The organism is Acidovorax lacteus (genome assembly GCF_039540375.1).
In the GTDB taxonomy this organism is placed as follows: domain Bacteria; phylum Pseudomonadota; class Gammaproteobacteria; order Burkholderiales; family Burkholderiaceae_C; genus Acidovorax_G; species Acidovorax_G lacteus.
On record NZ_BAABEX010000007.1, the window covers coordinates 506,227 to 518,774 of the forward strand.

Annotated in this window: 11 protein-coding genes; 10 read left to right on the forward strand and 1 reads right to left on the reverse strand. The window is 69.7% G+C overall.

What is annotated here, in order from left to right:
• The first annotated feature begins 33 nt into the window (after window positions 1-33).
• From ABD866_RS05730 to ABD866_RS05775, 10 genes are all read left to right on the forward strand, one after another.
• Window positions 34-1,560 (forward strand): helicase HerA-like C-terminal domain-containing protein, encoded by a 1,527-nt coding sequence (locus tag ABD866_RS05730; protein WP_345062042.1) that lies wholly within the window; start codon window positions 34-36, stop codon window positions 1,558-1,560.
• Between the two features lie 176 nt (window positions 1,561-1,736).
• Window positions 1,737-2,537: a glycine-rich domain-containing protein gene (locus ABD866_RS05735; protein WP_345062044.1), complete on the forward strand. Its 801-nt coding sequence runs from the start codon at window positions 1,737-1,739 to the stop codon at window positions 2,535-2,537.
• A gap of 161 nt (window positions 2,538-2,698) precedes the next feature.
• On the forward strand, window positions 2,699-3,544 hold the full coding sequence (locus ABD866_RS05740; protein WP_345062046.1) for an enoyl-CoA hydratase-related protein: 846 nt from the start codon (window positions 2,699-2,701) through the stop codon (window positions 3,542-3,544).
• A 225-nt stretch (window positions 3,545-3,769) separates the two neighbouring features.
• Window positions 3,770-4,777, forward strand: coding sequence for a threo-3-hydroxy-L-aspartate ammonia-lyase (locus ABD866_RS05745; protein ID WP_345062048.1), 1,008 nt, complete (start codon window positions 3,770-3,772; stop codon window positions 4,775-4,777).
• Between the two features lie 67 nt (window positions 4,778-4,844).
• Window positions 4,845-5,480 carry a uracil phosphoribosyltransferase gene (gene upp, locus ABD866_RS05750; RefSeq protein ID WP_345062050.1) on the forward strand — a complete coding sequence of 212 codons (636 nt, stop codon included), beginning with the start codon at window positions 4,845-4,847 and terminating at the stop codon, window positions 5,478-5,480.
• 106 nt (window positions 5,481-5,586) lie between these two features.
• Window positions 5,587-6,597, forward strand: a complete 1,011-nt coding sequence (locus ABD866_RS05755) for a BMP family protein (RefSeq protein WP_345062052.1) — start codon at window positions 5,587-5,589, stop codon at window positions 6,595-6,597.
• Between the two features lie 127 nt (window positions 6,598-6,724).
• The gene (locus ABD866_RS05760) at window positions 6,725-8,335 is read left to right on the forward strand and encodes an ABC transporter ATP-binding protein (RefSeq protein WP_345062054.1); all 1,611 of its coding nucleotides are present in this window, start codon (window positions 6,725-6,727) and stop codon (window positions 8,333-8,335) included.
• 6 nt (window positions 8,336-8,341) lie between these two features.
• On the forward strand, window positions 8,342-9,403 hold the full coding sequence (locus tag ABD866_RS05765; protein WP_345062056.1) for an ABC transporter permease: 1,062 nt from the start codon (window positions 8,342-8,344) through the stop codon (window positions 9,401-9,403).
• Between the two features lie 138 nt (window positions 9,404-9,541).
• On the forward strand, window positions 9,542-10,465 hold the full coding sequence (locus tag ABD866_RS05770) for an ABC transporter permease (protein WP_345062059.1): 924 nt from the start codon (window positions 9,542-9,544) through the stop codon (window positions 10,463-10,465).
• 23 nt (window positions 10,466-10,488) lie between these two features.
• Window positions 10,489-11,772, forward strand: a complete 1,284-nt coding sequence (locus ABD866_RS05775) for an amidohydrolase family protein (protein ID WP_345062061.1) — start codon at window positions 10,489-10,491, stop codon at window positions 11,770-11,772.
• 187 nt (window positions 11,773-11,959) lie between these two features.
• On the opposite strand, the gene ABD866_RS05780 is transcribed toward ABD866_RS05775, so the two are convergent.
• Entirely contained in the window at window positions 11,960-12,538 is a 579-nt protein-coding gene (locus tag ABD866_RS05780; protein WP_345062063.1) for a hypothetical protein, read from the reverse strand.
• Between the last annotated feature and the right edge of the window lie 10 nt (window positions 12,539-12,548).

The window sequence follows — 12,548 nt, forward strand, 5'->3', positions numbered from 1 at the left end:
AATTTTACTTTTGACTGACCACCCTCCCCGACCATGGCCGAACCGCTCCTGATTGCCAAGCACGCCCAGACCGAATGCCACCTGCTGCCCGGCCTGGCGAACCGACACGGGCTGATCACCGGTGCCACGGGCACCGGCAAGACCGTGACCCTGCAAACCCTGGCCGAGCAGTTCTCGCGCATCGGTGTGCCGGTGTTCATGGCCGACGTAAAGGGCGACCTCACGGGCGTGAGCCAGGCGGGCCGCATCGGCGACAAGCTGGCCGCCGTGCTCAAAGACCGCGGGCTGGAGCTGCCCGAGCCGCTGGCCTGCCCCACCACGCTGTGGGACGTGTTTGGCGAGCAGGGCCACCCGGTGCGCGCCACGGTGTCCGACATGGGCCCGCTGCTGCTTGGGCGCATGCTCAACCTGAACGACACACAGCTTGGCGTGCTGAACCTGGTGTTCAAGATCGCAGACGACCAGGGCCTGCTGCTGCTCGACCTCAAAGACCTGCGCGCCATGCTGCAGCATGTGGGCGACAACGCCAAGACGTTCACCACCGAGTACGGCAACATCAGCGCCGCCAGCGTGGGCGCGATCCAGCGCGGGCTGCTGCAGATCGAGCAGCAGGGCGGCGACCGCTTTTTCGGCGAGCCCATGCTGGACATCCACGACTTCATGCAGACCGATGCGGCGGGCCACGGCGTGGTCAACATCCTGGCGGCCGACAAGCTCATGAATTCGCCGCGGCTGTACGCCACCTTTTTGCTGTGGATGCTGTCCGAGCTGTTCGAGACGCTGCCCGAAATCGGCGACCCCGACAAACCCAAGCTCGTGTTCTTCTTTGACGAGGCGCACCTGCTGTTCAACGAAGCGCCCAAGGTGCTGATTGAGCGCATCGAGCTCGTGGTGCGGCTGGTGCGTTCCAAGGGCGTGGGCGTGTACTTCGTCACACAGAACCCGCTCGACATTCCAGACAGCGTGCTCGCCCAGCTGGGCAACCGTGTGCAGCACGCGCTGCGCGCCTTCACGCCGCGCGACCAAAAGGCGGTGAAGGCCACGGCCACCACCATGCGGCAAAAGCCGGGGCTTGACATCGAGACGGCCATCACCGAACTGGCCGTGGGCGAGGCGCTGGTGAGCTTTCTCGATGCCAAGGGCCGCCCGAGTGTGACGGAGCGCGTGTTCGTGCTGCCCCCGGGCAGCCAGATCGGCCCGATCACCCCGCCACAGCGCCAGGCGCTGCTGCAGGGATCGCTGGTGGCCGGGGTGTACGAAAAGGCGGTGGACCGCGAGTCGGCCTACGAAATCCTCAAGGGCCGCACCGCCGAGGTGCAGGCCCAGACGGCCGCCGGCAAGCCCGGTGCAGCCGGTGCGGCAGCCGATGACAACGGCCTGCTGGGCGGCCTGAGCGACGTGCTGTTCGGCTCCACCGGCCCGCGCGGCGGCCGCCGCGAGGGCCTGGCGCAGACCATGGCCAAGTCGGCTGTGCGCACCATGGGCACCACGTTGGGCAAAGAAATTCTGCGCGGCGTGATGGGCAGCATCTTTGGCGGCAGCGGCAGCCGTCGGCGCTGACCAGGGGGCCGCCTGGCCCCAGGCATGACGGGGGCTGCGCGCTGTCACAGCCGCACCACAGGGCGCATCCCGCACGCAGCGACTGTCACGCAACGGTCATCGATCTGCCATGCAATGGAGGCACAGGTCCACAGCACCTGTGGACTCCACCCCACAACAACAAAAAGGGAGGCTGCATGACACGAACGGATCGGCTCGCATTGCGCTGGGGACACACCATCCCGCTGCTGTGCATCGGTCTCTGGGTGCTGACGGTTGCCGGGGCGTTTGCCCACTGGTGGCGGCCCCAGTGGTACTGGATTCCCTCGCTGTTCGTCTCGGTGGTGGCGGCGGCCCTGGCCCATGCGTGGGTGCAATCGGTGCGCAGGCGCTTCATCCGCGAAGCCCCCCTGCCCCGCCACCTGCAGCGCAAGCTGCTGGCGGCCTATCCGCACCTGCAGCCGCGCGACGCCGAGCTGATCGAGCGCGGCTTGCGCCAGTTCTTCCTGGCCTGTGCACAGAGCCGGCGGCAGCTGGTGGCCATGCCCTCACAGGCGGTCGATACGCTCTGGCACGAGTTCATCCTGCACACCCAGGCCTACCGCCGTTGGTGCCAGCTGGCGCTGGGGCACTTTCTGCACCACACACCGGCCGAGGCGCTGGGCACGCGCGCCCGGCACAACGACGCGCTGCGGCGCGCCTGGTTCTGGGCCTGCAAGGAAGAATCCATCGACCCCAAGGCCCCTAGCCGCCTGCCGCTACTGTTTGCGCTGGATGCCAAGTTCGCGATTCCCGGCGGCTTTCACTACCTGCCCGACTGCCGGCTGACAGGCCCTGCAGCTGCAAAGGCCGACGGCTCGGGCGGCTCGCCCTATTGCGGCACGCACTTCTCGGACAGCAGCTACAGCGGCAGTGCCGACGACTTTGGCGGGGCCGACAGCAGCGATGGCGGAGGCGACGGGGGCGATGGCGGAGGCTGCGGCGGCGGGGGCGACTGAGCTGCGCAGGCAGTGCCCGCCTGGCGCGCCGACGATTGCTCCTGATTTGATAGCTGCTCGTGCTTGATTGATAAGCACGAGCAACCTATTTGATGGACAAGCCTGCACGCGTCACGCGGGCGACGCCATGGCACTTGCGCTGCGCAGTACAGTGTGCAGCCATGAACACGCTCACCTGCTTCTCCCTCACCGTCACCGACCATGTGGCCCACCTGGTGCTCAACCGGCCCGAGGCCCTGAACACCATGCACCCGACCTTCTGGCGCGAGCTGGACGAGGCGCTGGCGCACCTGCACCAGGGCGGCAGCGGCGCGCGGGCGCTGGTGATCAGCAGCACAGGCAAGCACTTCAGCGCGGGCATGGCGCTCGAAACCTTTGGCGGCGCCATCACCATGGACGACCAGAGCCCCGAGGGCCGTGCGGCCATCTTTGACCTGCTCACCGACATGCAGGCCACCTTCACGCGCATCGAGCAGCTGCGCATCCCCGTGATCTTCGCCATCCACGGCGGCTGCATTGGCGGCGCGGTGGACATGGTCACCACCGGCTGCGTGCGCTATGCGTCGCAAGACGCGTTCTTCTGCATCCAGGAAATCAACATCGGCATGGTGGCCGACGTGGGCACGCTGCAGCGCCTGCCCAAGCTCATTCCCATCGGCCTGGTCAAGGAACTGGCCTACACCGGCCGCCGCATGGACGCGCGCCGCGCCCGCGAATGCGGCCTGGTGAACGAGGTGTTCGACACCCACGAGGCCACGGTGGAAGCCGCCCTGGCCTGCGCGCGCGAGATCGCCGCCAAGCCGCCCGTGGCCATCTGGGGCACCAAGCAGGCCGTGCACTATGCGCGCGACCACAGCGTGGAAGACAGCCTGCGCCAGATGGGCTGGCTGCAGGGCGCGATCTGGAGCAATGCCCATGTGCGCGAATCGGTGGTGGCGATGAAGCAAAAACGTGCGGCGGCCTTCCCGGACCTCGCACCGCTGCACCGCTTCAGCGACGCGGGCTGAGCGCAACCCCCTGCGGCACCGCGCCTGCCACCGGGCGCGGCTGCGCATCCGTGCGGCACCAGGTTCGGCCCAGCGGATCTGCGCTCCTGATGTGATAGCACCCCACGCAGCAAAGGCAAGCACAAGAGGCCGGTTTTTGCCGCGCCCGGCTTGCCCAGCGCAGCGCAGCATGGCTATGATGGGCCGCATCGCGGGCATCCCGTCTGCGCGCACCTTCACACCGCCATGCCGCATCCCATGCCGCCCTCGGCGTCTGCCGCCACCGCCCCTGCGGGCACACCCCCCACCTTTGCCGATGTGCAGGACGCCGCCCAGCGCCTGGCCGGCAACGCGCACCGCACGCCGGTGCTGCGCTCGGTATCGGCCGACGACATGCTGGGCGGGCGCGTGTACTTCAAGTGCGAGAACCTGCAGCGCACGGGCTCATTCAAGTTCCGCGGCGCCTACAACGCGCTCAGCCGCCTGAGCGACGCGCAGCGCAAAGCCGGTGTGCTGGCCTTCTCGGCGGGCAACCACGCGCAGGCGGTGGCGCTGTCGGCACGGCTGCTCGACATGCCCGCCGTGATCGTCATGCCCGAGGACGCGCCCGTCTCCAAGATGGCTGCCACGCGGGCCTACGGCGCGCAGGTGGTCACCTACAACCGCTACACCGAAGACCGCGAGGCCATCAGCCGCCGCATTGCGCAGGAGCGCGGCCTCACGCTGATCCCGCCGTTCGACCACCCGCACGTGATCGCCGGCCAAGGCACGGCCGCGCTCGAACTGCTGCAGGAAGTGCCCGACCTGGACCTGCTGTTCGTGTGCGTGGGCGGCGGCGGCCTGCTGGCCGGCAGCCTGCTGGCTGCGCAGGCGCTGGCCCCGCACTGCCGCGTGGTGGGCGTGGAGCCCGCCGCGGGCAACGACGGCCAGCAATCGGTGCGCGCGGGCCACATCGTGCGCATTCCTACCCCGCACACCATTGCCGACGGCGCGCAGACCCAGGCGCTGGGCGAGCTCACCTTCCCCATCATCCGGGCCCATGTGCACGACATGGTCACGGCCACCGACGAGCAGTTGATGCAAGGCCTGCGCTTTTTTGCAGAGCGCAAGAAAATCGTGGTCGAGCCCACGGGTGCGCTCGCTCTGGCCGGGGCGCTGCACGGCGGTGTCTCCACCCGCGGCCAGCGCGTGGGGCTGATCATCAGCGGCGGCAACGTCGATCTGGCCCGCTACGCCCGCTTTCTGGCAGACTGACCGGTTTTTTCCATCTTTCAACGCCCGCCGGGTGCGCCGCCGCGCGGCCCGGCCTCTGTAAACCGCCATGCACAACCACAACGTCCATGTCATCACCCACCCGCTGGTGCAGCACAAGCTCACGCTCATGCGCAAAAAGGATGCGAGCACCAACAGCTTCCGCCGTCTGCTGGGCGAACTGAGCACCCTCATGGCCTACGAGGTGACGCGCGACATGCCGCTGCAGGACATCGAGATCGAAACCCCTCTTGAGAAGATGACCGCGAAGGTCATCGACGGCAAGAAGCTGGTGCTCGTGTCCATCCTGCGCGCGGGCAACGGCTTTCTGGACGGCATGCTCAACGTGGTGCCCGGCGCGCGCGTGGGCCACATCGGCCTGTACCGCGACCCGAACACGCTGCAGCCCGTGGAGTACTACTTCAAGATGCCGTCCGAGATGGAAGAGCGCGACATCGTCGTGGTCGACCCGATGCTGGCCACCGGCAACTCGGCCGCAGCGGCGGTGGAGCGGCTCAAGCAGCTCAAGCCCCGCTCGATCAAGTTCGTGTGCCTGCTGGCCGCACCCGAGGGCATCGCCACGCTGCAAAAGGCCCACCCCGACGTGCCCATCTTCACCGCCGCCATCGACCGCGAACTCAACGACCACGGCTACATCCTGCCGGGCCTGGGCGACGCGGGCGACCGGATCTTTGGCACCAAGTAAGCCCAGGCGACGCGCCTGAAGCCCGGCTGGCGCGCATCTTGCAGCCTGCGGCGGCACCGTTACCGTCATGCACCGTTCTGGTTCACCCTTGTCTGGAGATTGCCCGATGACCACCCGCCGCCTTTTCACCGGCCACCTGCTGGCCACTTCCATCGCCCTGTCGGCCGCACTGGGCCTGGCCCCGTCGCTGGCGGCGGCGCAGGCCAAGCTCAAGGTGGCGGCCATCTACACGGTGCCGTTCGAGCAGCAGTGGGTCAGCCGCATCCACAAGGCGCTCAAGGCCGCCGAAGCGCGGGGCGAGATCGAATACAAGGCCAGCGAAAACGTGGCCAACGCCGACTACGAGCGCGTGATGCGCGAGTACATCGCCGCCGGCAACCAGCTCATCGTGGGCGAGGTGTTCGGCGTGGAGGCCGCCGCCCGCAAGGTGGCCAAAGACTTTCCCAAGGTGCAGTTCCTCATGGGTTCGTCGGGCAAGCCACAGGCGCCCAACTTCAGCGTGTTCGACAACTACATCCAGGAGCCCGCCTATCTCACCGGCATGATCGCGGGCGGCATGACCAAGACGAACAAGATCGGCATGGTCGGCGGTTTTCCGATCCCTGAGGTCAACCGCCTGATGCATGCCTTCATGGCCGGTGCCAAGGAGGTGAACCCCAAGGTCGAGTTCACGGTGACCTTCATCAACAGCTGGTTCGACCCGCCCAAGGCCAAGGAAGCCACGCTCGCCATGATCGACAAGGGCGCCGACGTGCTGTACGCCGAGCGTTTTGGCGTGAGCGATGCGGCCAAGGAAAAGGGCAAGCTCGCCATTGGCAACGTCATCAACACCCAGCCGCAGTACCCCGACACGGTGGTGGCCTCGGCCCTGTGGCACATGGAGCCGAGCATCGACCGCGCGATCAAGCTGGTCAAAGAGGGCAAGTTCACCGCCGAGGACTACGGCCCGTATTCGATGATGAAGCACAAGGGGTCTGAGCTCTCGCCGCTGGGTACGTTCGAGAAGAAAGTCCCGGCCGATCTGGTGGCCAAGGTGCGCGCCCGCGAGGCTGAGATTCTCTCGGGCAAGTTCACCGTCAAGGTGGACGACTCGCAGCCCAAGTCCACCGCCAAGTGAAGGGGCACGGCGCCCGCAGACGGCGCGGCGTGGGCCACGGCCCCGCCACGCCCGCCTTGGTGCGCCGGCTTGTGCCCGCTTCCCTCGCCACGTCCTCCTCAGCCCGCACACTGTGCAAGACGCTGGCATGACTGCGCCTTCCGACGCATCGCCCCCGTCCGCGGGCATCCCGCCAGCGGCCGTGGTGCTGCGCCTGTCCGGCATCACCAAGCGCTTCGGCAGGCTGGTGGCCAACGACGGTATCAGCCTGACCCTGGCCCGCGGCGAGGTGCTGGCCTTGCTGGGCGAAAACGGCGCGGGCAAGTCCACGCTGATGTCGATTCTGTTCGGCCACTACACGGCCGACGCGGGCAGCATCGAGGTGCTGGGCCAGCCGCTGCCGCCCGGGCAGCCGCGTGCGGCGCTGGCCGCGGGCATCGGCATGGTGCACCAGCACTTCACGCTGGCCGACAACCTGAGCGTGCTCGACAACATCGTGCTGGGCACCGAGCCGCTGTGGCTGCCGTTCTCACGCCGACGCGCCGCCCGTGAGCGGCTGGCCGAGGTGTCGCGCCGCTTTGGCTTGGCGGTGGAGCCCGACGCGCGCGTGGGCAGCCTCTCGGTGGGCGAGCGCCAGCGGGTCGAAATCCTCAAGGCCCTGTACCGGGGCGCACGCATCCTGATCCTGGACGAGCCCACGGCCGTGCTCACGCCGCAAGAAAGCGAGGCCCTGTTCGCCACGCTCTCGCAACTGGTGGCCGAGGGCCTGTCGGTGATCTTCATCAGCCACAAGCTGGGCGAGGTGCTGCGCGTGTCGCACCGCGTGGCCGTGCTGCGCCAGGGCCGCCTGGTGGCCGAGGCCCGCGCCGCCGACACGCACGCCGCCCAACTGGCGCAGTGGATGGTGGGCCATGCCGTGGCCCCGCTGGAGCGCCGCCCCGCTGGCCCTGCCGGGGCCGTGGTGTGTGCACTGGCCGCCGTGCACACCGCGGGCCGCCATGCGCGCGACGCACTGCACGGCGTGCACCTGGCGCTGCGCGCGGGCGAGATCGTGGCGATTGCCGGCGTGTCGGGCAACGGCCAGGTGGCGCTGGCCGAGTTGCTGTGCGGCCAGCGCAGCGCCACCGCAGGCCAGGTGCTGCTGGACGGTGCCCCCCTGCCTGCACGCCCGGCCTGGTTGGTGGAACGCGGCGTGGCCCGCATCCCCGAAGACCGCCACGCCGTGGGCGTGGTGGGCGACCTGCCCGTGTGGGAAAACGCGGTGTCCGAGCGCCTGCGCGCGCCCCGCTTTGCGCACGGCTGGGCGCTGGGCCGCTGGGTGCGCCGCGCGGCCGCCCAGGCCCATGCCGCGCGGGTGCTGCAGCGCTTTGACGTGCGCGGCGGCGGCCCGGGCAGCCCGGCGCGGGCCCTGTCGGGCGGCAACATGCAAAAGCTCATCCTGGGCCGTGCGCTGCTGCCGGTGGCCGATGGCGCGCCGGGCCCGCGCCTCATCGTGGCGCACCAGCCCACCTGGGGGCTCGACATCGGCGCGGTGCAATTCGTGCAGCAACAACTGCTGGCCGCGCGCGACGCGGGTGCCGCGGTGCTGCTGATCTCGGACGACCTCGACGAAGTGCTGGCCCTGGGCGACCGCGTGGCCGTGATGCACGCAGGCCACCTGAGCGAGGCCCGCCCGGCCGAGGCCTGGAGCCGCGAATCCATCGGGCTGGCGATGGCCGGCGCGCTCTCCAGCCACCCTGCGCAACCTGCCGCCGCCTGATCGCCCATGCGCCTCGAACCCCGCCCCCACACCTCTGCCTGGGCCTACCTGGCCGCCCCGGTGGGCGCCGTGCTGTTCACGCTGCTGGTGTGTGGGCTGCTGGTGCGCTGGGCGGGCGCGCCCGTGGGGCCCACCTACGGGCTGCTGCTGCAGGGCGCGTTCGGCTCGGTGTTTGCGCTGACTGAAACGCTCACGCGGGCCGTGCCGCTGATCCTGACCGGGCTGGCCGCGGCGGTGGCGTTTCGGGCGCGGCTGTTCAACATCGGGGCCGAGGGGCAGCTCTATGCCGGTGCGCTGGCCGCCGTGGCCGTGGGCGGGCTGCACGGCGGCACGGGCCTGGCCTGGCCGCCCGCGCTGCTGTTTCCGCTGATGATGCTGGCCGCCGCGCTGGCCGGGGCGGTGCTGCTGCTCGGGCCCGCGCTGCTCAAGGCGCGGCTGGGGGTGGACGAGGTGGTGACCACGCTGCTGCTCAACTTCGTGGTGCTGCTGCTGGTGTCGGCCCTGCTTGACGGTGCAATGAAAGACCCGCTGGCCCTGGGCTGGCCACAAAGCGTGGCCCTGCAGCCCGAGTTGGAACTGGACCGCCTGGTGCCCCAAACCCGCCTGCATACCGGGCTGCTGTGGGCGCTGGCGCTGGCGGTGCTGCTGTGGGCGCTGCTGGCGCGCACCGTGCCGGGATTCGACATCCGCGCCACCGGGGCCAACCCGCGCGCGGCGGCGTTTGCGGGCGTGCCGGTCACGCGCACCGTGGTGCTGGTGGCGCTGCTGTCGGGCGGGCTGGCGGGGCTGGCCGGGGCCATCGAGGTAGCGGGCCGCACCAGCTACCTCACGCTCGACATGTCGCCGGGCTACGGCTACAGCGGCATCGTGATCGCCATGCTGGCCGGGCTGCACCCGCTGGGCGTGGTGGCCTCGGGCGTGTTCGTGGCGGCGGTGCTGGTGGGCTCCGACAGCATGAGCCGCGCGGCCGGCGTGCCCACCTACCTGGCCGATGTGATCGTGGCCACCTCACTGATCGCGGTGCTGGTGGCCACGCTGTTCACGCAGTACCGGCTGCGCTGGCGTTGAGGCAGCCTGCATGACCGCCACCACCCACAAGGCACCCACCCGGGCATTGCAAGCCAAAATGGCCGCTCGTGCTGATAAATCAAGCACGAGAAGCTCCTTTTTTGATAGCACACTGGCCCCAGGGCCAGCCACGGCCGCATGACCGAGCTGCTCGACATCCTGCTCAACCCCGCGTTCTGGAGCGCCACGCTGCGTGTGGCCACACCGCTGATTCTGGGCACGCTGGGCGTGCTGCTGTGCGAACGCGCCGGGGTGCTGAACCTGGGCATCGAAGGCATCATGGTGGCCGGGGCCTTCACGGGCTGGCTCACGGTGTATGCGGGCCATGGGCTGTGGACGGGCGTGCTCGTGGCTGCGCTCACGGGCGCGGCGCTGGGGCTGCTGCACGCGCTGCTCACGGTGGGGCTGGCGCTGTCGCAGCATGTGGCGGGGCTGGGCATCACGCTGCTGGCCACGTCGCTCAGCTACTTTGCCTACCGGGTGAGTTTTCCGAAAGTGAGCACCCCGCCCACCATCGAGCCCTTTGCGCCCATGGACTGGCTGCCCGTGCCCCTGCTGCAAGACCAGACGCCATTGACGCTGCTGGCCCTGCTGCTGGTGCCCCTGCTGGCCTGGGCACTGATGCGCACCCCGCTGGGCCTGGCCGTGCGCATGGTGGGCGAAAACCCGCAGGCCGCCGAAGGCCAGGGCCTGTCGGTGGGCGCGCTGCGCACCGGGGCCATCGTGGCCGGGTCGGCGCTGATGGGCGTAGCGGGCAGCTTTCTCACGCTGTCGGCCTTCAACGCGTTTTTCTTCAACATGGTCAACGGCCGGGGCTGGATCTGCGTGGCCCTGGTGGTGTTTGCCTCGTGGCGGCCCGGCAAGGCATTGCTGGGCGCACTGCTGTTTGCCCTGTTCGATGCGCTGCAGCTGCGGCTGCAGCAGGCGGGTACGGGCGGCATTCCGTACCAGGTGTATTTGATGCTGCCCTACCTGCTGTCCATCCTGGCGCTGGTGCTGGTGGCCCGGCGCGCCGCCTACCCGCAGGCGCTGATGAAGCCCTACCGCAAGGGCGAACGCTGAGCCTTGATCGCTGAAAGACCCCCATGCTGGACCTGCTGATCCGCAACGCCACCCTGCCCGACGGCCGCCGCCATATGTCGATTGCCGTGCAGGGCGGCCGTATCGCCGAGGTGACCGAAGGCCTCGACGCCCCGGCGCACGAGGTGCTCGACGCGCAGGGCCTGCTCGTGAGCCCACCTTTTGTGGACGCGCACTTCCACCTGGATTCGGCCCTGACCTACGGCATGCCGCGCGTGAACGAGAGCGGCACGCTGCTCGAAGGCATTGCGCTGTGGGGCGAGCTCAAGCCCACCCTCACGCACGAGGCCATCGTCGAGCGCGCGCTGCGCTACTGCGACCAGGCCGTGGCCCGCGGGCTGCTGGCCATCCGCTCGCACGTGGACACCAGCGACCCGAGCCTGCGCACCGTGCGCGCGCTGCTGGAGGTGCGCGAGCGCGTGCGGCCGTACCTGGATCTGCAGTTGGTGGCCTTTCCGCAAGACGGCGTGCTGCGCGCGCCCGGCGGGCTCGACAACCTGAAGCGCGCACTCGACCTGGGCGTGGACGTGGTGGGCGGCATTCCGCACTTTGAGCGCACCATGGCCCAGGGGGCCGAGAGCGTACGCCTGCTGTGCGAACTGGCCGCCGCGCGCGGCCTGCGCGTGGACATGCACTGCGACGAATCCGACGACCCGATGTCGCGCCACGTGGAAACGCTGGCCTTCGAGACGCAGCGCCTGGGCCTGCAAGGCCGGGTCACGGGCTCGCACCTCACGTCCATGCACAGCATGGACAACTACTACGTGAGCAAGCTCATCCCGCTGATGGCCGAGGCCGACCTGGGTGTGGTGGCCAACCCCTTGATCAACATCACGCTGCAGGGCCGCCACGACAGCTACCCCAAGCGCCGCGGCATGACGCGGGTGCCCGAACTCATGGCCGCGGGCCTGACAGTGGCCTTTGGGCAGGACTGCGTGATGGACCCCTGGTACAGCCTGGGCAGCGGCGACCTGCTGGAAGTGGCGCACATGGGCCTGCACGTGGGCCAGCTCACCGCGCAGGCGCAGATGCGCGCCTGCTTCGACGCCGTGACCACTGCCCCCGCGCGGCTGCTGGGGCTGGAGGGCTACGGCATTGCCCCGGGCTGCCACGCCGACCTGGTGTGGCTGCACGCGCACGACCCGGTGGAGGCCATCCGCCTGCGCGCCACGCGCCTGGCCGTGTACCGGCGCGGGCGCTGCGTGGCCCAGAGCCCGGCGCCCGTGGCGCGGTTGCACTTGGAGGGACGGCCTTCGGCTGTGAGCGGTCTGCACCACAGCGCAGGCTGAACGCGGGTCATCAGGAAGTTCCCCATCGGGTAACCCAGCGGGCCACGGGTCAGACTGCTGGTCGGGCCACTCCTTGGGCTGCTGGCCGGAGTCCCCAGCGGACGATGAAGGGTCGATCAGGCGGATTCCCGAGCGGGTACGCGGCACTGGCCGCGCGTACGGGCACCCCGTGCGGCCCCGGGCCGCCTCAGGCGCGGATGCTGACCAGCGCGCCCGGTACGGGCGACGGGCTGGCTTCGGCCAGGCTGGGCAGGGTCAGCCCAAACGCTACGGCCGACGGAATGCGCGGCACACCCGGGCTGGTGCCCAGGCCCGGCGCGGTGGGTGCAGGCTCTGCAGACGCAGGCCGCGCCGCTGCAGCCGCATTGCCCGCCGCAGCGCTCACGCCCTCATCAACGCCCCCATTGCCTCTTCCGTTGGCACCCGCATTCGCGGCCACATCGTCGGGCCGCCGCGCGGCCTGGGCCCACTGCACGGTCGAGAGGGCCGACACCGGGTCGGCCGATGCCGGGCGGCCCACCGCCGACGTGGCGGGCGTGGCCGACACCACCTGACGCGCCTGCTGCGCGCGGGTTTGTGCCTGCTCGGCCGCACGATCCAGGGCGGTGGCACGCTGTTCAGTGGCGGCGGCCTCGGCCCGCAGACGCTCGCTTTCGCGCTGCAGGGCGTCGGCGCGCTGCTCGGCAGCACTGGCGCTTTGCAGGGCCTGCAAGCGGCGCGCGGGCACGTAGCTGCCCACACCAGGGCTCATGCTCAGCGCCGCCATGGGGCCTCCT

Bases quoted from the DNA above. Each gene is read 5' to 3' on its own strand.
- ABD866_RS05730 (WP_345062042.1), top strand. From the start codon at position 34: ATGGCCGAACCGCTCCTGATTGCCAAGCACGCCCAGACCGAATGCCAC.
- ABD866_RS05735 (WP_345062044.1), top strand. From the start codon at position 1,737: ATGACACGAACGGATCGGCTCGCATTGCGCTGGGGACACACCATCCCG.
- ABD866_RS05740 (WP_345062046.1), top strand. From the start codon at position 2,699: ATGAACACGCTCACCTGCTTCTCCCTCACCGTCACCGACCATGTGGCC.
- ABD866_RS05745 (WP_345062048.1), top strand. From the start codon at position 3,770: ATGCCGCATCCCATGCCGCCCTCGGCGTCTGCCGCCACCGCCCCTGCG.
- upp (WP_345062050.1), top strand. From the start codon at position 4,845: ATGCACAACCACAACGTCCATGTCATCACCCACCCGCTGGTGCAGCAC.
- ABD866_RS05755 (WP_345062052.1), top strand. From the start codon at position 5,587: ATGACCACCCGCCGCCTTTTCACCGGCCACCTGCTGGCCACTTCCATC.
- ABD866_RS05760 (WP_345062054.1), top strand. From the start codon at position 6,725: ATGACTGCGCCTTCCGACGCATCGCCCCCGTCCGCGGGCATCCCGCCA.
- ABD866_RS05765 (WP_345062056.1), top strand. From the start codon at position 8,342: ATGCGCCTCGAACCCCGCCCCCACACCTCTGCCTGGGCCTACCTGGCC.
- ABD866_RS05770 (WP_345062059.1), top strand. From the start codon at position 9,542: ATGACCGAGCTGCTCGACATCCTGCTCAACCCCGCGTTCTGGAGCGCC.
- ABD866_RS05775 (WP_345062061.1), top strand. From the start codon at position 10,489: ATGCTGGACCTGCTGATCCGCAACGCCACCCTGCCCGACGGCCGCCGC.
- ABD866_RS05780 (WP_345062063.1), bottom strand. From the start codon at position 12,538: ATGGCGGCGCTGAGCATGAGCCCTGGTGTGGGCAGCTACGTGCCCGCG.